Annotated in this window: 8 protein-coding genes; 7 read left to right on the top strand and 1 reads right to left on the bottom strand. The window is 68.3% G+C overall.

Annotated features, from left to right (window positions below):
- The first annotated feature begins 2 nt into the window (after positions 1-2).
- The 7 genes from tagF (at position 3) to ACVCL9_RS02065 (ending at position 21,032) form a co-directional block, all read left to right on the top strand.
- The gene (gene tagF / locus ACVCL9_RS02035) at positions 3-1,574 is read left to right on the top strand and encodes a type VI secretion system-associated protein TagF (RefSeq protein ID WP_447099319.1); all 1,572 of its coding nucleotides are present in this window, start codon (positions 3-5) and stop codon (positions 1,572-1,574) included.
- The gene (locus ACVCL9_RS02040) at positions 1,571-2,287 is read left to right on the top strand and encodes a PP2C family protein-serine/threonine phosphatase (protein WP_395117320.1); all 717 of its coding nucleotides are present in this window, start codon (positions 1,571-1,573) and stop codon (positions 2,285-2,287) included. Before tagF ends, ACVCL9_RS02040 begins: the two co-directional genes overlap by 4 nt.
- 16 nt (positions 2,288-2,303) lie before the next feature.
- The gene (locus ACVCL9_RS02045) at positions 2,304-6,704 is read left to right on the top strand and encodes a protein kinase domain-containing protein (RefSeq protein ID WP_447099318.1); all 4,401 of its coding nucleotides are present in this window, start codon (positions 2,304-2,306) and stop codon (positions 6,702-6,704) included.
- Complete coding sequence (locus tag ACVCL9_RS02050; protein WP_395117324.1) at positions 6,701-7,072, top strand: hypothetical protein; 372 nt, start codon at positions 6,701-6,703, stop codon at positions 7,070-7,072. Before ACVCL9_RS02045 ends, ACVCL9_RS02050 begins: the two co-directional genes overlap by 4 nt.
- Positions 7,073-7,315: 243 nt before the next feature.
- Positions 7,316-9,085 carry a ShlB/FhaC/HecB family hemolysin secretion/activation protein gene (locus tag ACVCL9_RS02055; RefSeq protein WP_447099477.1) on the top strand — a complete coding sequence of 590 codons (1,770 nt, stop codon included), beginning with the start codon at positions 7,316-7,318 and terminating at the stop codon, positions 9,083-9,085.
- Positions 9,086-9,099: 14 nt separating this feature from the next.
- Positions 9,100-19,908, top strand: a complete 10,809-nt coding sequence (locus tag ACVCL9_RS02060; RefSeq protein WP_447099476.1) for a filamentous hemagglutinin N-terminal domain-containing protein — start codon at positions 9,100-9,102, stop codon at positions 19,906-19,908.
- Positions 19,887-21,032 carry a hypothetical protein gene (locus ACVCL9_RS02065; RefSeq protein ID WP_447099317.1) on the top strand — a complete coding sequence of 382 codons (1,146 nt, stop codon included), beginning with the start codon at positions 19,887-19,889 and terminating at the stop codon, positions 21,030-21,032. Before ACVCL9_RS02060 ends, ACVCL9_RS02065 begins: the two co-directional genes overlap by 22 nt.
- Positions 21,033-21,071: 39 nt before the next feature.
- Here the strand turns inward: ACVCL9_RS02065 and tssA are convergent, their stop codons facing one another.
- Positions 21,072-22,106 (bottom strand): type VI secretion system protein TssA, encoded by a 1,035-nt coding sequence (tssA, locus tag ACVCL9_RS02070; RefSeq protein ID WP_395117330.1) that lies wholly within the window; start codon positions 22,104-22,106, stop codon positions 21,072-21,074.
- Positions 22,107-22,119: the final 13 nt, after the last annotated feature.

A 22,119-nucleotide genomic window follows, 5' to 3' on the forward strand; every position in this document is an offset into this window, starting at 1 on the left:
GCGTGCCGTCCGCGGCCGCAGGCTTCTTCGGCAAGCTGCCCTGCGCGGGAGACTTCGTGCAGCGACGGCTGCCGGCCAGCTTCGTCGATGCCTGGGACCGGCACTTCGAGACAGCCGTGGCGCACAGCCGCGACGCGTTGGGCGATACCTGGCACGAGGCGTTCCACGCCAGCCCGGCGTGGCGTTTCGCACTCGCGCCGGGCGTATGCGGCGAGGCGGCGTGGGTTGGCGTCATGGGGCCGGGCGCCGATCGCGTGGGTCGCTGTTTTCCGATGGTGATCGCTGCGCCGCTCTCCGACGTTGCTGCAGCCATCGGCGATGGCGCGGAATGGTTCGAACGCGCCGAGCAGTTGCACCGCGCGGCGCAGGCCGATGCGGGCATCGGCGTGGACGACTTCGACGCGCAGGTCGCGGCCCTGGGCAGCCCGCTCGATGCCGGCCAGACGCGGCCCGATCCGTGGCGTGAGGTGGACTGGACAGCGGCCAGCCACTGGCGCCTGCCGTTGCCTGCGCATGGCGGTGCGACAGCCTTGGCTGATCTGTGGAAGCGCCTCGGCGCCGTCCCCGGGCGCTGGTGTCTGTGGTGGACCGATGGCGCGGGGCGCGTCCCGGCCAGTGTGCTGGCGACCGATGGCTTGCCCGGCGCCGAGGCTTACGCCGGCTTGCTCGACGCCGGGCAGGGCACGGCCGCGTGGCAGACGCTGGGCAGCTTCGAGCTTGCAACTCCGCGCGCAACCGCGCCACTGACGATGGACGCGCCACCACCGGTGGCCTCCATCAACTCCTGGCTGCCGGACGATCTCGACCTGCTTGCCGACCTGGGCGGCAGCTCGCCCGCCGCATCCACGGCCATGCCGCTCGGCGACGTGACCCTCGCGGCGGATGTCGCCGCGGCAGCGAACACGCCGGTCGCCGCCCTCGCCGTGCTGCAACGGCCGGAGGTCGGCCTGAGCCTGGTCGCCGCCGAGGTCGGCGTGGCCGATCCGCGCCAGCAGGCCGTGGCGGCAGTGGCGGCGATTGCCGGCGACATGCTCGGCGCCGAACTGATCGGCGGCATGCAGGTGCTGCGCACGCGCATCATGGCGTTGAACCCGCAACTGCGGCAGTTCGGCGAGGATCTCGTCGACCCGGTGCCGGAGGATTGCGCGGTGATCGCCGCGCACGTGGCCGACGGCCAGGCCGCATTGCTGCGTATCGGCGCGGCGGCAGGCTGGCATTGGCGGCACGGCCGGCTGCAACCGTTCTTCGCGCGCAGCGATGCGCCACCGGCCGCCAGCGCGAGCAACAGCAGCGACGACCTCGACGACCTGCTGTTCAGTCCCGTGTCGCTGGCTGCGCCCGGCCTGGGCGCGACCGCGCAGCCGACTTGCGGCGAAGTCAGCTGCGCGCTGCAGGCCGGCGACCGGCTGCTGCTGATGGCCTCGCACCCCTTGCTGCAGCTGCCGCCGGACTTGCTGGCGCGCAGCCTGGCCGCAGGCACCTGCTGCGATGCGCGCGCACGCATCGCGGCGGCTGCCGGACTGGGCGCCAGTCCCGACCACTGGCCGTTGGCGGTCATTGAGGTGCACGCATGACCACCCGTTATGTTTCCGCCGGCCGCACGGTGACCGGCAAGGTGCGCAAGCACAACGAGGACGCGATCCTGGTGCGCGATGAAGTCGGCCTGTGGGTGGTGGCCGACGGGTTGGGCGGGCACGCTGCCGGCGACTACGCCAGCAACATGATCGTCGAACGCCTCGGCGCGTTGCCGCGTGCCGGCAGCGTGTTCGATTTCATCGAGTCGATCGAGGACACGCTGGTCGGGATCAATGCGGAGCTGCTGCAGACCGCGGCCTCACGCGGCGTCGACCTGATCGGCTCGACCGTGGTGGTGCTGGTGCGCGACACCGATTTCACGCTGTGCGGCTGGGTCGGCGACAGCCGCGCCTATTGCTACGAGAACGACCGCCTGCGCCAGATCACCCGCGACCACGTGCATGGCGGCGACGTCGACGTCACTCATTTTGGTGCCGCACCGCCGCCGGCTGCCGGTTCGGGCGTGCTGACCCGCGCCGTGGGTGCCGAGGACCAGTTGTTCGTCGACTGGGTGGTGGCGGGCAGCCAGCCCGGCACCACGTTCGTGCTTTGCTCCGACGGCATCAACAAGGAGATGTCCGACAGCGAGCTTCACGAACAGTGCCGCGTGCATCCGCAGCCCCAGGATCTGGTCGAGAGCCTGTTCGAGCTGGCCATGGGCCGCGCCGGGCGCGACAACATTTCGGCCGTCGTCGTCGGCCTGCAAGCATGAAGACAGCAACCAATCCATGAATTCCATTGCCGAACTGGTCAGCGCCTACCAGGCCGAAAAAATCAAGCTGCCCGCGCTGTTCGAAGCGCTGGGCGCGCTGCCGTCGTTGTCCGCCGACGAGCATCGTGCCGGCGTCGAATGGATCGGCCAGGAGCAGGCGGCGGGCCGGATCGATCCGCTGATCGCCAAGGCCTTGCTGGCCAAACTGGCGACACTGCAGCCGGGCCCGGCGAGCCCGGACGAAGACGTCACCATGGTCAAGCCGACCACCCGGCGACCGCCACCGCCGTCCGCGGACGACGAGGCCACCCGCGTGGCGCCGCCCTCGCGCCCGCCGGCGCCGCCGCTGGACGAGGCCACCGTGGTCAAGCCGGCCTCGCGGCCACCGCAGCCGCCGACCGACGAGGCCACCATCGTCAAACCGGTGTCCAGCGCGCCGCTGCCGCCGCGCGAGGGACAGATCACCAGCCATACCGGCACCCAGGGCACGCGTCAGGGCATGACCGGCACCAGCTCCAGCATGGGCAGCCAGTCCAGTTGGCAGCACATCGGCGATGCGGAGGCCGCCGATTTCGTCGCGGTCGGCTCGCTGCTCAAGGGTCGCTTCTATCTCGAACGCGAGATCGGTCGCGGCGGCATGGGCGTGGTGTACAAGGCGCGCGACGAACGCAAGGTGGAGGCGCGCGATCGCGATCCGTACGTCGCGGTCAAGGTGCTGAACGACGAGTTCCGCCGTCACCCCGATTCGCTGATCTCGCTGCAGCGCGAGTCGCGCCGCTCGCAGCAGCTGGCGCACGACAACATCGTGCGCGTCTACGATTTCGACAAGGATCGCACCATCGTCTTCATGACGATGGAGTACGTCGACGGCTCCGACCTCAAGCAACTGATCCGCGAAAAGGCCTACAACGGCATGCCGCTGGAGCAGGCGCGCCCGCTGATCGAAGGCATGGCCCGCGCGCTCAGTCGCGCGCATGCGGCCGGCGTGGTGCATTCGGATTTCAAGCCCGCCAACGTGATGGTCACCCGCGAGGGCGTGCCCAAGGTGTTCGACTTCGGCATCGCCCGCGCTGGCAAGCACATGGGCGATGCGGTGGGCGAGCAGACCGTGTTCGACGCCGGCACGCTCGGCGCGCTGACCCCGGCCTACGCCAGCCTGGAGATGATCCAGGGCAAGGACCCGGTACCCAGCGACGATGTCTACGCGCTCGGCTGCGTGGCGTTCGAACTGCTTACCGGCACCCATCCCTACGGCAAGGTCAGTGCCGAGGTGGCGATGCGCGAAGGGCGCAAGCCGCCGCCGGTGAAGGGCCTGACCAAGCAGCAGTACAAGACGCTGTGCGCCAGCGTGGCGTTCCGCGCCGAGGACCGCCTGAAGAGCGCCACCGAGCTGGTGGACGGCCTGCGCGACGTGGGCTTGCGCGAGCGCGCGCTGCCGTTCCTGATCTACGGCGTGCCGGCGGTGCTGATCGTCGCCGGCGGCGTGTGGGGCTGGGTCACCTGGCGCCACGACCATCACGTCAACGAAGTGATCCAGCGTTTCACGTTGACCCGGCCGGATCGCTACGCCAGCGAGTCGCAGGCGCTGCAGGCACTGGACACGCTCAGCGACGACGACCGCAAGCGCATCGTGGTCGACCAGAGCGACCTGATCCAGAAGTTCCTGCTCAGTCGGATCGACGCGTACTGGAACCCGACCGAGGGTCGCTACGACTACGCCGGTACGCAGAAGGTGTTCACGCTGCGCGACGACCTGAAACTGTATTCGCCCGCGCTGGACATCAAGCGCAGCGAGATCGAGAAGCAGCGCAACGACCTGCTCAACGCGCTCGACACACAACTCAGCCAGCAGATCGGTGCCGGGGCGATCTTCGAGAACCAGCCGGACAACGTGGTCGCCACGCTGGACAAGATCCGCGCCATCGACCCGACCAGCGCGCTGCTGAAGAACACCGAGCTGGAACTCAAGTACGACGCGGCGATCGGCAAGTCGCTGGATGCCGGGCAGGTCGACCAGGCCGCGACCGAATTCAAGCTGGCCAGCCGCCTGTTCCCCGATTCCACGCGGATCAAGCAGCGCGGCGCGCAACTGGATGAGCTGGGCAAGGCGCTCGCCGCGCAGCAACTGGCGCAACAGCAGGCCGCGCAGTTGCAGCAGCAGCGCGAGCAGAGCCTGCTCTCGCTCAGTGGCCTGCTCGATCATCCCGACAACAGCGACGACTGGCGCAACCGCGCCGCCACTGCCTACCAGGGCGCCGCCAAGCTGCTGGCCGACGACGCCCGCCTGCCGGCGCAGGCCGAGCGCCTCAAGCAGGCGCTGGCCGCCCAGGCCACCGAACGCCAGGGCGCCGGCGATCTCGACGGCGCCATCGCCATCGCCGGTTTCGGCGTCAACCTGTTTCCCGGCGATGCCGATCTGTCCTCGACTCGCCAGAAACTGCTGGAGCAGCAGAACCAGCTGGCGCAGAAGGCCGCCAGCGAAGCCCAACGCAATGCGCTGGCCAAGCGCCGCGTCGACGACCTGCTGGCCAAGCCGCTGGGCACGGCCGTGTGGTTGCAGGACGTCAGCAGCGCGCTGGGTACCGCGCGCGAGCAGATGGGTGTCGGCGCACCGGCTTACGCCGAGGTGCGCGGCAACGTCGATGCCAGCCTGATCAAGCTGGCGCGCGAGCGGATCGCCGCTGGTGATCTCGATGAAGCCCAGCGCATCGTCCAGGCCGGTCAGCGAATGGACCCGGCCGAAGCCGGCTACGCCACCGTGCTGGCCGAGGTCGGTGCGGCCCGCAGCGCCGCGCAGGCGCGCCAGCAGCAACAGCAGGTGCAAGCCATTGCCGCTGCTCGCGCCACCCTGGCCGGGCTCGCCGCCAAGCCGTTGCTCACGCCCGACTGGCAGCAGGCCGTGGCCAGCGCGATGGCCTCACTCAAGGGCGATACCTCGCCGGAAACCACCCGCACGGTCGGTGCGTTGGCCACCTCGATTGCCGACGTGGCCGCCTCGCAGGCTGATCCGCAGCATCTGCCGCAGGCGCGCCTGGCGGTGGACTTCGGGCTGAAGTATGTGCCGAAGTCGCCACGCTTGCTGGCCGAGAGTGCCAAGCTGGATGCGCTGCAGGCCGACCTCCAGGCCAAGGCGGCGCGCGACAGCGCGGATGCGGAAGTGAAGTCGCGCATCGAGTCGATGCGCAGCGCGGCGGCCGCGGCGGACGTCGGCAAGGCGAGTCAGTCGCTGGCGCGGATCAAGGCGCTGCAGCCGGACAACCCGTTCCTGCAGAACGAGGGTCCGAAGCTGCTGGCCGATGCCTATCTCCGCCTGGGCCAGGAAACGTTCCAGAAGGGGCGCTACGAAAAGGCCGCCGAGGTGCTTGGCCAAGGCCTGCAGGTGCTCGGCGGCAATGCCCAGTTGCGTGGCGCGAAGGCACGCTACGACGTGGTGGCGGCGATCATGGCCGCGGCCCGGCAGCCGACCAGCACGGCCGATTACGCACGGTTGAAGCAGCAGCTGGCGAGCGTGCGGCGCAACGATCCGAAGGCGCTGGCCGCGCTCGAGTCGGACATGCGCATTCGTGGCCAGCTGACCGGCAAGACGCTGGAGGAGCAACTCGACCGGGTCAAGCCGAGTGCCGCGGCGGCACCGGCGCCGGCACCCGCACCCGCCACGCCCGTTGAGCCGACGCCGGCCGCGGAGCAGGGCGCCCTGCCGGGGCGGCCCGTGCCGATCCCCCGGCCCGGCGCACCGACACCGGCGCAGCCGGGCAAGGTCGCCAATGTGCCGAGCGGGCCGAGCGGCCCCGATCCGTGCGCCAAAGCCGGGATGGCCGGGACCGGCAAGTTCTGCCGCGACAGCTTCGGGACGTCGTATGGCCCCTTCATGGTGGTGGTGCCTGGCGCGGGCGGTGGACGGCCGTATGCGATGTCGCGTGCGGAGGTATCGATCAACGAGTTCAACGCGTTCTGCCGCGCATCCGGCAAGTGCGCAGCCAAGTCGGTCAGCGATCCGGATCTCGGCAATGCGCCGATCACCAACATCCCGCTCGGCCAGGCGCAGGCTTATGCGCGGTGGCTCAGCGATGTCAGCGGCTTCAGCTATCGCCTGCCGACGGATGCCGAATGGCTCAATGCCGCCAGCGCCGGCGGCCGCTTCAAGCAGGCCGAGGACAGCAACTGCGTGCCGCCTTCGGCTGGCGGCGGCGACGGCAGCGGCGCGCTGGTTTCCGCCCGCGGGCGTTCGCGCAATCCCTGGGGTCTGGTCAACATGACCGGCAACGCCTGGGAATGGGTCGTCAGCGGTGGCAGCGTGGCCGTGCGCGGCGGCAGCTACACCAGCTATTGGTCCGATTGCAGCGTGGGCACCCAGCGCAGCGATGGCGGCTCGCCGCAGCGCGACGTCGGCTTCCGCATCCTCAGGGAGGTGAAATGATCGATTTCGCTGAACGCGGGCGTGCCGTGAACCAGGATCTGCGTGTGCTCGACGACGCCCATCGTCTTGGCCGGATCACCCGCGCCGAGTATCGCGCGCGTCGCCGGCGATTGCTGGAAAGCCTGTACGACCCCAGTGCGGTGGTCACCGCCCGCAACACCCTGGTGCCGCCGACGGCCACCACCACCCCGCGACCGCGCAGGGCGCCGGCGGCACCGCGTGACGATGCCTCCGCCGACTCGGCCAGCCATGCCCTGACCAGCCTGCTGGCGATGCGACCGGCCACGCGCTGGAAGTCGGTGGCGGGCGGCGTGCTGCTGCTCGTCATCGCGTTGGGTGCGCTCGCCTACTGGTTGTTGCGCGGCTAGCTTGCGCCGGGCTTGCCGGTTCCGGCATCGGCTGCTGCGGCGCGTCACGAGGGCGGGACGGAGGGCGGAAAATCGCCCGCCAAACCGTCGCGTGCAGGCCTGCGGTGACTGGTTCCGCAGCGCGACGAGGGTGTATCCTGATCGGACGATCCAAGCCCGGGGGCAGCAATTGCCCGATCCGTGGGGGGCTTCGATTTCGCAGCTGGCGTGCCTTCGATGTCCAGGCGTGCCGTCAATGGAAAGATGATGCAGCCGGGGGAGTGTATCGTGCGAATTGTCCGTCTCGCCGCAGCGTTGACATCGGCCTTGGCATTCACCGGCGGCGTGGTTCACGCCCAGGAAGCAGCAACGGCTGCGCCAGGTCAGTCTTCACCCGCACCCACTTCGACTCCCGCGCAGACGACGCCATCGCCGCCGCCGGGCGGCGTCGTTCCGCCGGTACGCGATCGCGATGCGGCGGCCGTGCAGACGGTCGCGGTACGCGGCTTTCGCGTCAGCGGCGTCGGCAGCCATGCGCAACTCGGCATCACGCCGGCCAGCATCCAGGCACTGGCCGATGCGCAGTTCCGCGAGCTGGCCGCAGGCGCGGGCACGGCCGAGTTGAGCTTCGCCCAGATGCAGGGCGTCGCCGACAAGATCACCGAGCGTTATCGCACCGCCGGCTTCATCGTCTCCAACGCGTTCCTGCCGGCGCAGACCATCGGCTCCGACCAGGTCGTCGGCATCCAGGTGCTGGAAGGGCAGATCGGCAAGATCATCGTCAAGGGCACCAAGCGCTATCGGCCGGACGTGATCTCGGCGGCGGCGCAGGAATTGCGCGGCAAGCCCCTGCTGAAGAGCGACGTCGATTCCGCCTTGCTGTATGCGCGCGACCTTCCCGGCGTCACCGTGGCCTCGACCTTCCAGCCCGGCGAGCAGACCGGCGACACCGACCTGATCATGATCGCCCACGAGAAGCGGCCGGTTCAGTTCACTCTCGGCGCCAACAACTACGGCACCGACCTGACCGGCAAGTACCGCGTGCAGGCCGGCGTGGAATGGGCCAATCCGCTGCACCTGGGCGACACCTTCACGGCCAACGTCGATTACGCGCTCGACCCCAACGACAACATCTACGGTGCGCTGACCTACCGGGTGCCGTTCACGAGCACGCCGGGGTTGTCGGCGGTGGTCGGCGCCTCGCGCAACGAGCTGCAGATCAATACCGGCACCTTCGCCGCGCTCGACGTGAAAGGCCCCAGCTCGCTCTACTACGGCGGCCTCGACTGGAAGTACATCAATCGTGACGACCTGCAGCACGTGGCCACCCTGCACCTGCTGAGGGAACGCTCCCAGCTCGACAGCCTGGGCTTCCACCTGTCCGACGAGAAGTTCACGGTGGCGGAAGCCACCTGGGGCATGCTGCATACCGATCGCCGCTTCCACGGCGTGGACATCATGCAGGTGGCCCTGCGCAAGTCGATCAGGGACGATTCGCGCGAGCCCGACCTGATCAGCCCGCAGCATGACCGCAGCTTCCTCGTCGCGAAGCTCTCCTACACCCGGTTGCAGTTCCTGACCAAGTCGCAGCGCCTGAACTTCAAGTTCATCAGCCAGTACACCCGCGACGCGCTGGTGCCGCTGGAGCAGTTCGCGATGGGCGGCCCGGACAGCGTGCGCTCCTACCCGATCGCCGACGCACTGCGCGACCGCGGCTTCTACACCGCGCTGGAATACCACGTCGATGCTCCCGGTTTCGGCGACAAGGTGTCGCCGTTCTACGGTAGGCCGTGGCGCGAGCTGCTGGAGTTCGAGGTGTTCTACGACTACGCCAGGGGCTACTCGGCGGGCGCCAACCGCATGACCACGCCGGACAGCGCGGAGCTGAGCGGGGCCGGTGCGGGCTTCATCTTCCGCCTGCCGCGATTCAAGCAATTCGAGCTGCACTTCGACGCGGCCAAGACCACCAGTTCGCAGAACGCGTCCAACGGCAAGGGTTTCCACATCTATACCCGCTTCAGCTTCACGTTCTGAGGGATGACGACGACATGAGCAAGCACATCAGCACCCGGCGTGAATCGCGCAACGGCGCTTCCGTGGATCGGATCGCACGCTTGCCCTCCGGCAGCCTGCCGCTGCACAGGACCTGGCCGATCAGCTTGTGCATCGGGCTCGCGATCGGCTCGATCGCCGTCAGTCCTGACGCCTTCGCCGGCGGCCCCACCGGCGGCACGGTGGTCGGCGGCACCGGCAGCATCACCCAGAACGGCAACGAGACGGTGATCAACCAGATCTCGCAGCGACTGGCGCTGAACTGGGAGACATTCAACCTCAAGGCCAACGAATCGGTGCTGTTCAACCAGCCCGGCCGCTCGGCAGTGGCGCTCAACCGCATCCTCGATCAGAACCCCAGCCAGATCTTCGGCAAGATCAACTCCAACGGCCAGGTCTTCCTGATCAACACCCACGGCATCATCTTCGGCGCCACGGCACAGATGAATGTCGGCGGCCTGATGGCCAGCACGCTGGACCTCACCCCGAAGGATTTCCTTGCCGGCAACTACAGCCTCAACGCGGTCGGCGCGGGCGCGGGCATCGTCAACCACGGTCTGATTCAGGCCGCCAGCGGCGGCTCCGTCGCACTGGTCGGCGGCAGCGTGGCCAACGACGGCGTGATCCTGGCCAACTACGGCAGCATCAACCTCGACGGCGCCGAACACGCCGTACTCGACTTCGACGGCAACGGCCTGATCAACATCCAGATCACCGGCGAACTGAAGCAGCGTCTGGACGACAAGGAAGCGGCAGTCAGCAACTCCGGCACCCTCAAGGCCGAAGGAGGCACCGTGGTGCTGCAGGCCTCGGCAGCCAAGGATCTGTTCACCAACCTGGTCAACAACTCCGGCGTGATCGACGCCAGCGGCATCAGCACCGACGGCGGCGTGGTGCGGCTGGTGGGCAACGGCGGCAATGTACAGAGCAGCGGCAGTGTCGCCGCCACGGGCGACCATGGCGGGCGCATCGAATTGCTGTCGGACCATGACGTGATGGTCACCGGCGGCACGGTGGATGCTTCGGGTCGCCTGGGTGGCGGAGCCATTCGCATCGGTGGCGGCGTCCGTGGAGGCGAAGGCCTCGCCGTGGCCGCGCGCACGTACATCGGGCCGGATGCGTCGCTCAACGCCGATGCAACCGGCAAGGGCGACGGCGGCAGCATCGCCGTGTTCTCGCGCGACAACTCGGTCATCGCCGGCGGCTTGTCCGCGCGCGGCGGCATTGACGGCGGCAACGGCGGTTTCGTCGAGACGTCGAGCCACGGCGCGCTCACCATCACCGGTACGCCGCAGGTCTTCGCGCGCAGCGCCGACGGGTTGGGCGGCAACTGGCTGATCGATCCGAACAACATCACGATCGTCGCGGGCGGCGGCAATACCAAGATCAATGCCGCCAACCCCTTTGTGTCGACCAACGACGGAGCGTCGCTCGGCGTCGACCTGATCACCGCCGCCTTGACCGGTGGCGCCAGCGTCACGGTCACGACGGGTACGGGGGGCGCCAATTCCGAAGCTGGCGACATCACCCTCAATGCCGACCTCGACTACAACGGCAAGGGAACCAACTCGCTCACGTTCAATGCGGCGAACGACATCGTCATCAACAACAAGATATTCGATTCGGTGCTTGGCGGCGACGTGCTGAACCTGTCGTTGCTCGCCGGCCGCAACATTTCGCTCAACAACGATATCTCGCTGGGCGGTGGCACGGCCACGCTGACTGCGACTGCAGGCAGCATCTCGCGCACTGCGGGCACGATTTCCGGCAGCGCCCTGACTCTCACGGCGGGCGGCACCAATGGCGCGATCGGCGCATCGGGTGCCATCCAGACGGACGTCGACAGCATCGTGTTCAGCGCGAAGGGTACCGGCGCGGTCAACATCGTTGATGCCAATGGCGTGAATGTCAGCGGTACCGCCGGCAGCGGCAATGTCGGCATCACCACCACCACGAGCGATCTGGGCGTGGTGGGTTCGGGCATCGTCACCGCCGGTGGTGCGGTGACGCTCGGAGCCGCCGGCGGCGGCGCGCGCATCAACATCGGCACGGGCGTCGCAGTGGATACCACCAATGGTGTCGCTACCGGCGCAAACGTCAGCCTGGTTGCAGACAACGCCGACATACTCGGAACCATCAATGCCGGCACCGCCGGTATCGTGGCCATCCGGCAGGCTACGGCGGGACGGCTCATTTCGCTGGGCCCCGACGCTCCGTTTCCCGCAGATCCCCAGCTTGGCGTGACGAGTGCCGAACTGGATCAGATCACCGCCAACACGATCGTGATCGGTGACGCCAACAGCGGTGACCTGGGTATCACGGCGGCCATCGCTCCGGCCCACGCCACCACCCTCTCGCTGAATACCGGAGGGACCATCTCGCAAGTGGGGGGAGCCACCATCACGGTCGGCACCCTGACTGGCAGCTCGGCCGGTGCCACCACGTTGGGAGAGGCCAACCAGATCGGCAATCTCGGAAGTTTCACCGCCTCAAGCTTCAGTCTGACCAATGCCGCTGCGCTCACGCTTGTCGGCAACGTGACGACCAGCGGAGCACAAACCTACAACACGGCATTGGTGTTGGGCGGCGACCGCGTGTTGAGCGGTAGCGACATCACCTTTGCCTCGACTGTCGACGGCGCGCATGCGTTGACCGTGAACGCCAGCGGAGTCACCAGGTTCGACGCTGCGGTCGGCGGCACGACGGCGTTGACCAGCCTGATCACGGATGCCGCCGGCAGCGCCACGTTGAGTGGCAATGTCGCCACCAGCGGCATGCAGAGCTGGGGCGACGCGCTGACGCTCGGTTCCAATGTCATGCTGACTGGAACGACGATCAGCCTGGCGGCCGTGACAGGTGCCGGCAACAACCTGACGGTGACCGGCAATGCGGTGCTGGCAGGGGCGGTGGCTGGTGTGGGCGTGCTGCAGGTCAGCGGCACGACGAATCTCAATACCGCCAGCGTGAGCACCAGCGGTGACCAGGCCTACAACGGCTCGGTGACGCTGGGTGCCAATGCAACGCTGGCCAGCAGTGGCAGTGGCACGATCGGCTTCGGCTCCACGGTGAATGGCGCGCACACGCTGGCGGTGAACACCGGCGGCGCCGCCAGCTTCGGCGGCGCGGTCGGCGCAACGACGGCACTGACCAGCCTGACGACGAACAGCGGCACGTTCAGCGCGGTCGACCTGACCGTCAACGGCCCGTTGTCGGTCACCACCACGGCCGGAGGGATCACGCAGGGAGCCGGTTTCTACACGGTCAACGGAACATCGACTTTCAACGCCGGCAGCAACGCGATCACGCTGACCTCGCTCAACGACTTCATCGGTACGGTGAGCCTGACCGGCGGCACCACGCAGATCACCGATGCCAACGCGCTGGCGCTGGGTACCTTGCAAACAGGCAGCCTGACGGTCAGCAGTGGCGGGGCGCTTGACCTGGGCCATGGTTCGGTTGCCGGCGACCTGTCGGCAACTTCAGGGACGTCCATAACGCTCAATGGAGCGCTTGCCGGACTCGGCAACGTGGCGTTCAGCGGATCTGCGCCAAGCGGTACTGGAAGCATCGCCGGCACCGGATCGATTACAGGCATCGGTGGGTCACCGTTTGCGCTTGTCGGCGCCAACCAGGGCACCTCCGGCGGGATCAGCTTCACGGGTTTCATCGCGGCCGACGCCACGGCGGTCACCGGTGCTGCGGGTTTCGACGATGCCAGCAAGGTCAGCCAGGGCATGACCTTCGTCAACGCCACCAGCGTGGGCGGCAGCGGCACGATCGCGAACGTGGTCGGCAGCTTCGCCGACAACACCGGGACCTCGTCGGCGAGCGGCATCGTCTACAGCGGCTTCGATGCGGTGACGGGCACCGGTGGCAGCGTGACCGGCGTGACCGGCAGCTTCAATCTCGGCACGAAGGTGTCCAGCGCGTCGACGCTCGACTACAGCGGCTTCGGCGTCACCACGCTGACCGGCAGCGGGGCCGGTGCCACGATCGCGGGCAGCGGCCAGACCTACACGCTGGACAACACGGTCATCGACCAGGGCAGCAGCGGTGGCGTGACCTGGACGGGGTTCGGCAACATCGCCGATACCAGCGGCACGGTGGCCTTCGGCACCGGCGGCAGCGTCAGTGGCAACGTGACGGCGGCGACGCTGAACTACGGCAGCCACAGCGGTGCCGTGACGTTCGACCTGGCCGATGGCAGCGGCGCGACCACGGGCATCGGCGGGACGTGGGCGGGCGTCACGGCGGTCACGGGCAACGGCAATGGGGCGATTACGGGCAGCAGCACCTTTGCCCTGAGCGGAGCCAACGCGGGCTCGGCGGGCGGTGTTGCCTTCACCGGCTTCACGGCCGCCGACGCGGCGACCATCACCGGTGCCGCGGGTTTCAACAGCGCGGCCAAGAGCAGCCTCGGCATGACCTTCGCCAACGCCACGAGCGTGGCGGGCAGTGGCGCGATCACGAGCCTGGGCGGCACCGCGTTCAACCTGAGCGGCACCAAGACGGGCAATGCCGGCGGTGTCGGCTATAGCGGCTTCACCGCGGCCGACACGACGACGGTGACCGGCGCCGCGGGTTTCGACGATGCCAGCAAGGTCAGCCAGGGCATGACCTTCGTCAACGCCACCAGCGTGGGCGGCAGCGGCACGATCGCGAACGTGGTCGGCAGCTTCGCCGACAACACCGGGGCCTCGTCGGCGAGCGGCATCGTCTACAGCGGCTTCGATGCGGTGACGGGCACCGGTGGCAGCGTGACCGGCGTGACCGGCAGCTTCAATCTCGGCACGAAGGTGTCCAGCGCGTCGACGCTCGACTACAGCGGTTTCGGCGTCACCACGCTGACCGGCAGCGGGGCCGGTGCCACGATCGCGGGCAGCGGCCAGACCTACACGCTGGACAACACGGTCATCGACCAGGGCAGCAGCGGTGGCGTGACCTGGACGGGGTTCGGCAACATCGCCGATACCAGCGGCACGGTGGCCTTCGGCACCGGCGGCAGCGTCAGTGGCAACGTGACGGCGGCGACGCTGAACTACGGCAGCCACAGCGGTGCCGTGACGTTCGACCTGGCCGATGGCAGCGGCGCGACCACGGGCATCGGCGGGACGTGGGCGGGCGTCACGGCGGTCACGGGCAACGGCAATGGGGCGATTACGGGCAGCAGCACCTTTGCCCTGAGCGGAGCCAACGCGGGCTCGGCGGGCGGTGTTGCCTTCACCGGCTTCACGGCCGCCGACGCGGCGACCATCACGGGCGCTGCAGGTTTCGACGACATTGCCAAGACCAGCCAGGGCATGACCTTCGTCAACGCCACCAGCGTGGGCGGCAGCGGCACGATCGCGAACGTGGTCGGCAGCTTCGCCGACAACACCGGGACCTCGTCGGCGAGCGGCATCGTCTACAGCGGCTTCGATGCGGTGACGGGCACCGGTGGCAGCGTGACCGGCGTGACCGGCAGCTTCAATCTCGGCACGAAGGTGTCCAGCGCGTCGACGCTCGACTACAGCGGCTTCGGCGTCACCACGCTGACCGGCAGCGGGGCCGGTGCCACGATCGCGGGCAGCGGCCAGACCTACACGCTGGACAACACGGTCATCGACCAGGGCAGCAGCGGTGGCGTGACCTGGACGGGGTTCGGCAACATCGCCGATACCAGCGGCACGGTGGCCTTCGGCACCGGCGGCAGCGTCAGTGGCAACGTGACGGCGGCGACGCTGAACTACGGCAGCCACAGCGGTGCCGTGACGTTCGACCTGGCCGATGGCAGCGGCGCGACCACGGGCATCGGCGGGACGTGGGCGGGCGTCACGGCGGTCACGGGCAACGGCAATGGGGCGATTACGGGCAGCAGCACCTTTGCCCTGAGCGGAGCCAACGCGGGCTCGGCGGGCGGTGTTGCCTTCACCGGCTTCACGGCCGCCGACGCGGCGACCATCACCGGTGCCGCGGGTTTCAACAGCGCGGCCAAGAGCAGCCTCGGCATGACCTTCGCCAACGCCACGAGCGTGGCGGGCAGTGGCGCGATCACGAACCTGGGCGGCACCGCGTTCAACCTGAGCGGCACCAAGACGGGCAATGCCGGCGGTGTCGGCTATAGCGGCTTCACCGCGGCCGACACGACGACGGTCACCGGCGCTGTGGGCTTCGACAGCTCGGCCAGGAGCAGTCTCGGCATGACCTTCGCCAACGCCACGAGCGTGGCGGGCAGTGGCGCGATCACGAATCTGGGCAGCACCGCGTTCAACCTGACTGGTACCACGGCAGGCAACGCCGGCGGCATCGACTACAACGGCTTCACCTCAGCCGACACCACTACGGTCACCGGTGCCGCGGGCTTCGACTACACGGCCAAGACCAGCCTGGGCATGGCCTTCGCCAACGCCACGAGCGTGGCGGGCAGTGGCGCGATCACCAACCTGGGCAGCACGGCGTTCAACCTGACCGGCATCATGGCAGGTACGGCAGGCACCACCAGCTTCAACGGCTTCGACGCGGCCGACACCACGGCCGTCACCGGCGCCGCAGGTTTTGACAGCTCGACCAGGAGCAGCCTGGGCATCGCCTTTGCCAATGCCACGAGCGTGGCGGGCAGCGGTGCGATCACGAACCTTGGGGGTACCGCGTTCAATCTGGTCGGCACCAAGACCGGCAATGCCGGTGGCGTCAACTACAGCGGCTTCACCGCGGCCGACACCACGTCCGTCACCGGTGCCGCCGGTTTCGACAGCGCGGCCAAGAGCAGTCTCGGCATGACCTTTGCCAACGCCACGAGCGTGGCGGGCAGTGGCGCGATCACGAACCTGGGCGGCACCGCGTTCAACCTGAGCGGCACCAAGACGGGCAATGCCGGCGGTGTCGGCTATAGCGGCTTCACCGCGGCCGACACGACGACGGTCACCGGCGCCGTGGGCTTCGACGACAACGGCAGGACCAGCGAGGGCATGGCCTTCGCGAACGCCACCAGCGTGGGTGGCAGCGGCTCGATCGCGAACGTGGTCGGCAGCTTCGCCGACAACACGCGTATCTCGTCAGCTAGCGGCATCGCGTACAGCGGTTTCGGTACGGTTACGGGCACCGGCGGCAGCGTGACCGGGGTGACCGGCAGCTTCGATCTCGGCACGAAGGTGTCGAGCGCCTCGGGCATCGACTACAGCGGCTTCAACCTCACCACGCTGGCCGGAAGCGGCGCCGGCGCCACGATTGCCGGCAGCAACCAGACCTACAACCTGACCGGCACAGACGCCGGCAACAACGGCACGCTGAGCTGGACGTCGTTCGGGAACCTGAGCGACAGCGGTGCCGGCACCTTCATGTTCGCGAACGGTGCGGGCGTGTCGGGCATGCTGACTTCCGCTGCCGCAGGCACATTGGATTACAGTGCGTACACGACCGCGGTGAATGTGGACCTGGGAGGCACGGCGACCGGTACCGGGGGCTGGAGCGGGATCACCGCGGCGAAGGGCGGTTCTGCCTCTGACACGATCAGCGGCAGCAGCCAGACCTACAATCTGACCGGCCTCAATGCCGGCAACAGCGGCACCGTGAGCTGGACCTCGTTCGAGAACATTGCCGATGCGGGTATCGGCACGTTGACCGCCAGCAACCAGACCTGGAGCCTGACCGGGCACAACCAGGGCACGGCGACCAATCTGGCAGGCGCCTTCTCCGGCATCGGCAATCTGATCGACACCGGCACCGGCCACTTCCTCATGCACTCGGGCGCTGACGGGGACATCTCCGGCGGCCTCGACGCCGGCATCGACGGAAGCCTGGACTATTCGGGCTACACCACCGCGGTCAACGTGAACCTTGCCGGTGCGGGCTCGACAGGCGTAGGCGGTACAAACTCCGGAATTTCAGCGGTAACGGCGAGTTCGAACCTCGGCATCAGCGGCAATGCGAGCAACGGGCTGACGATCACCACGACGGGCGCCGGAACCACCACAACCCTGGGCGCGACCACGGTCGGAGGCGATCTGAACATCACCGCCAGTGGGGCGGTCTTGCAGACAGGCGGTGCGCTGAGCGTTATCGGCACGAGCACCATCCATGGCGGTTCGAACGCGATCACCCTGACAGGTGGCAGCAACGACTTCGGCGGCACGGTGAATCTCACCGGCGGTGCCACCCAGATCAATGACCTCAACGCACTGACCCTTGGCACGGTGAACACCGGGGCGCTGACGGTGAGTGCGGGCGATCTCACCCTGGCTGGTGCGGTCAATGGCACGGCGGTCAGCCTGACCTCTTCCGGCGCGATCAGCGAAGGCGCAGGCGGCAGCCTCACGGCCACTTCGCTGACCGGTCATTCGGCCGGTACGACGACCCTTGCCGGGACCAATCACATCGGCTCGCTGGGCAGCTTCAGTGCGGCGGGCTTCGCGTTGATCAACGCCCAAGCCTTGACGGTGAATGGCCCGGTAAGTGGCGGTGCGGGTACCGCGCTGACCACGACCGCCGGCAACCTGACGATCAATGGTGCAGTGAGCGGCACCACGACAACGCTGAATTCCGCCGGTGGGATCAGCGAAGGCGGCAGTGGCAGCATCACGGCAGGCACCTTGAGGGGTCAATCCATCGGTGCGACTGCGCTCAACGGCGCAAACCACATCGGCACCTTGGGCAGCTTCAGTGCGGCGGGCTTCGCGTTGACCAACGCGCAGACCCTGGTCGTGGGCGGCACCGTCGACGGGGGGGCCAGCACGGCGTTGACCACGACGAGCGGCGACCTGGCGATCAACGGTCTGGTGAAGGGCGCCACCACCACGCTGGTCTCGGCGGGCGCGATCACCGAAGGCGCCGGCGGCAGCATCACGGCGAACCTGTTGACCGGTCATTCGATCGGAAACACCACACTCGATGGCAACAACCACATCAACATACTGGGCGGCTTCAGCGCAGACTTCAGCCTGACCAACGGTCAGACGCTGACCGTCGAAGGCCCGCTCGATGGTGGCCCGGTCGTGGCGCTGACCACGACGGCCGGCGACCTGATCATCAATGGCACGGTGACCGGCGCCACCACCACGCTGACCTCGGCCGGTGCGATCATCGAAGGCACCCATGGCGTCATCACCGCCGATAACTTGACCGGCAGCTCCGCTGGCAGCACCAGCCTGCTCGGCGCCAACCAGGTGGCAGCCCTGGGCGCATTCGTCAGCGGTGGCGACTTCGCCTTCAACACCATCCGGACCTTGACGGTGAATGATGCACCGTCGGCCAATGGTGGTGCCGGCGACCTTACGCTGACGGCCAGCGGGGCGAACTCGGACCTGATCCTGGCCAGCACCCTGACCGGCAACACGGTTACCTTGGGTGCAGGCCGCAATATCAACCAGACGGCTGGTGCGATCCATGCGAACACGTTGACTGGCAGTTCGGTCGGCAGTACCGCGCTCGGTGGCGCCAACCACATCGGCACGCTGGGCAACTTCACGGCGGCGAACTTCGCGCTGACCAACGCGCAGGCGCTGGCGGTGACGGGCTCCGTGGACGGCGGCGCGAGTACTACGCTTAAGACCACCAGCGGCAATCTGGCGATCAACGGCACGGTGAAGGGCACGACCACGACGCTGGCCTCTGCTGGCGCAATCACCGAAGGCGCCGGCGGCAGCATTGTCGCCGGCATGTTGACCGGCAGCTCCGCCGGTGCCACCACGCTCAACGGCGCCAACCGCATCGGCACCCTGGGAGGCTTCACGGCCGCCAGCTTCGCCTTGACCAACGCACAGACATTGGCCGTCAGCGGCACGCTGGATGGCGGCGCCAGCACCTCGCTGAAGACCACCAGCGGCGATCTGGCGATCAATGGTCCGGTGAAGGGAACGGCCACCTCGCTCACCTCGGCCGGCGCGATCAGCGAAGGCGCGGCGGGCGTCATCACGGCCGGCACCCTGACCGGCAGTTCGGTCGGCGCGACCACGCTCAACGGCGCCAACCAGATCGGCACGCTGGGCAGCTTCACGGCAGCCAATTTCGCCCTGACCAGTGCGCAGGCGCTCACTGTCGACGGTCCGCTGGATGGCGGCGCCAGCACTTCGCTGAAGACCACCAGCGGCGATCTGGCGATCAACGGTTCGGTGAAGGGAACGGCCACCTCGCTCACCTCGGCCGGCGCGATCAGCGAAGGCGCCAGCGGCATCATCACGGCCGGCACGCTGAGCGGCAGCGCGGTGGGTCCGACCGTGCTGGGCAGCGCGAGTTCGCCCAACAAGAACATGGTCGACACGCTGGGCAACTTCACTTCGCTGGCCGGCTTCAGCATGACCAACGACAAGACTCTGACACTGGCGTCGGTGGCCGGCAGCGCCTTCACGGTGAACGCGGGCACCTCGCCGTTCTACCTGTCGGTGACCCATGGCGACCTGTTCCAGCTCGGCACGACACCGCTGTATGACGGCATAGGCGTATGGGGTTCCACCGGGCGCCTGGGTTCCAGCTCCCAGCCGATCTACGTGGTGGGCACGGGCCTGCAGAACATCGCCAACGTCGGCCTGCCGCCCGCTTACTTCTATGCGGTGGACAGCTCCGGCAACCTGCTGCCGCTGGGCGGTGGTTTCGCCATCAACGTGCCGACCGCCTCCGGTGCGGGCAGCGCGCAGAACGGCAACCACGGCGACTCCTACATCGACCCGAGCGTGATCACCGCCAACTACCGCTCGTACGGCATCGTGCCTTCCGGCGTGCGCCTGCCGCCCGACCAGCAGAGCGGTTGCGATCCGGATCAGCCGGACCAGGCCGCCTGCCAGGACCCGGACGCACTGGGCATGGTCATGCCATGGCCGAAAGCGCCGCAGTGACCGGCATCGGCAAACTCGGCGCAGGCATCGCGGTGGCGATGCTTGCGCTGGGCCTGACCGGCCCCGCCGCGGTCCAGGCAGCGCCGCAGATCGCGCCGCGGCTGACCGGGGAACTGATCATCACGCAGCTGGACACGGCGCAACACGACCTCGCCGCACGTGCGACCGGGTCGCCTGGCTCCAGTCTCGCGGCAACCAGCCAGAAGCTGGCCGACCTGGGCCGGGACTTGCGCAAGGCGCTGGGCAAGGATCTGGCCAAGCCGATCGACATGCTGGGCAACGAAGAGAAGGCGCAGGCCTACCGCGCCGAAGCCGCCGTGCAGCGCACGCAGGCGTTCCTGGAGGCCAGCAAGGGCTGCCTGGGCCAGGATGTCGCCGCGATGGCGGCTGCACTGGCCCGCACCGTGGCGTTGAAGGCGGCTGCCTCCGGCGGGTCGAAATTGCCGCCGGTGATCAATGGCGTGGAGACGCTGGATCGACGCCCGCTGTTCGTCCTGCATGGCGACGGCGCCGGGGCAGCGTTCGCACTGACCGGGGAAAACCTGCTTGACGCACAGTGCGCCAGCCCGGTGGTCAGCGCGACCGACGCACAGGGCAAGCCGCAGGCGGTGCAGCCGGTGGTGACCGGCGTGTTGCCCAATCGCATCGAATTGAAATTGCCTGCCGGTGCGCTGCCATCGGGCAGCTACGTGCTCAACGTGGTGGCGCAGCGCAAGGTGTTCCTGATGGGCTGCACGGCGCAGCCGCCCACCTCGGCCGTGCTGGAGGTGGCGCCCGCGCCGAAGGTCTCGGTGAGCTACGCGCTGACCCAGACCTGCCCGGCGCCCGGCGGCGGACAGGGCCGCGCCATGCCGGCGGTCACCGGCAGCATGCCCGAGGGTGTAGGGCGGGGCACGGTGGCCAAGTACGTCACGGTCGACGGTTGCGCCGATCCGCTCAGCTACGCGATCAGTGCGACGGTGACGTTCGGCGACGGACACGGCAGCACGGTGGGGCCGATCAGCCAGATCGCCTCGGCCGGCATCACGGCCGGGCTTCCGGGCGGCCTGTCGCTGAGCTGGGACCCTTCGGTGCACCAGCTCGTGGTTCGCCCCGCAGCCAGCAGTTGCAAGGGCGTTTACTGACGAGGTGCCGCGCCCGCCGGACTTGTTCCCGGCGGCGGGCTATTCGTCTTCCGGCGTACCCGACACCACGCGCAGCTCGGAAATGCCGCCCGGCGCGAGATCCCTGAGCAGGTCCATGAAATCCATGCCGACCAGCCGCTGTGCGCGCCGCAACAGCAGCGGTACCGGGCTGGAGGGTTCGCAGCGCGTGTAGTAGTCGCAGATCTCGTCGAGCCGGCGCATCACGTCCTGCGGCCCGGCGATCGGACCCGAGGCCCGCGCCGCGTTCGGTGCACCACCCTCCGCGCCACCTTCGCCAGCCCCTTCGCCTTGCACTTCGGCCGGCAGTCGACGCGCCAGCTGCGGGTCGAGGAATTTCTTCAGCTCGTAGATGTCGCTGAGCAGGTTCTTGAAGTCCGGACCCATCGTGCCGACGTGGTCGTTGAACAGGGCGTCGATGGCCTTGGCATGCTCCAGTGACTCGCTGATCGCGGCGGTGGTCTGGACCAGCTCCTCCTCCGCGCAATCCATGCAGCACGCTTCCATCTCGGTGATGCTCGGCTCGGGGCCGTCGCCGGGCGTGGTGACCTTCAGCGTGCCGTTGGCGATGCGCAGGTCGCGCAGGCTGAAACGGCCCATGCGCGGCGACTGCACGAACGGCGTGGTGCGGAAATAACCGAGCACACCCTGCAGGTCGTTCAGCGGCACCACCGCGTTGACGCGCATGGTCGGGTCGTTGTCGTCCTCCGCGTCCAGCTGCGGATGCACGGTGTCCCAGAATTGTTCCAGCAGGCCACGGATCAGCCCCAGCCCGGCGCTCCAGCCGGGCATGCCGGAGCTGCGCATCCAGGCCGTGGTCAGGTGCACCGCCGGGCGCAAATCCTTGGAGCGTTGCAGGATCGCCTCGGACAGCTCGACGACTTTCTCCCAGTCCGGCTCCTCGGCAGCCTTGACCGCATCGCCCACGGCGCGCTCGGCCTTGGGCGCGGCGGCGCGCTCCAGGGCGAGAAACTCCGGGTCGTACTCGAGATCCGGTCCGGCCGGCGATTCGTCGGATACCGGGGCCAGCAACGGCTCCAGATTGTATCGCGCCATGGATCTCCCCCCG

The sequence above is a fragment of the Rhodanobacter sp. UC4438_H5 genome (genome assembly GCF_052978405.1).

Coding starts and splice junctions, on each gene's coding strand:
- ACVCL9_RS02050 (WP_395117324.1), top strand. CDS start 6,701: ATGATCGATTTCGCTGAACGCGGGCGTGCCGTGAACCAGGATCTGCGT.
- tssA (WP_395117330.1), bottom strand. CDS start 22,106: ATGGCGCGATACAATCTGGAGCCGTTGCTGGCCCCGGTATCCGACGAA.
- ACVCL9_RS02060 (WP_447099476.1), top strand. CDS start 9,100: ATGAGCAAGCACATCAGCACCCGGCGTGAATCGCGCAACGGCGCTTCC.
- ACVCL9_RS02040 (WP_395117320.1), top strand. CDS start 1,571: ATGACCACCCGTTATGTTTCCGCCGGCCGCACGGTGACCGGCAAGGTG.
- ACVCL9_RS02065 (WP_447099317.1), top strand. CDS start 19,887: ATGGCCGAAAGCGCCGCAGTGACCGGCATCGGCAAACTCGGCGCAGGC.
- ACVCL9_RS02055 (WP_447099477.1), top strand. CDS start 7,316: ATGATGCAGCCGGGGGAGTGTATCGTGCGAATTGTCCGTCTCGCCGCA.
- ACVCL9_RS02045 (WP_447099318.1), top strand. CDS start 2,304: ATGAATTCCATTGCCGAACTGGTCAGCGCCTACCAGGCCGAAAAAATC.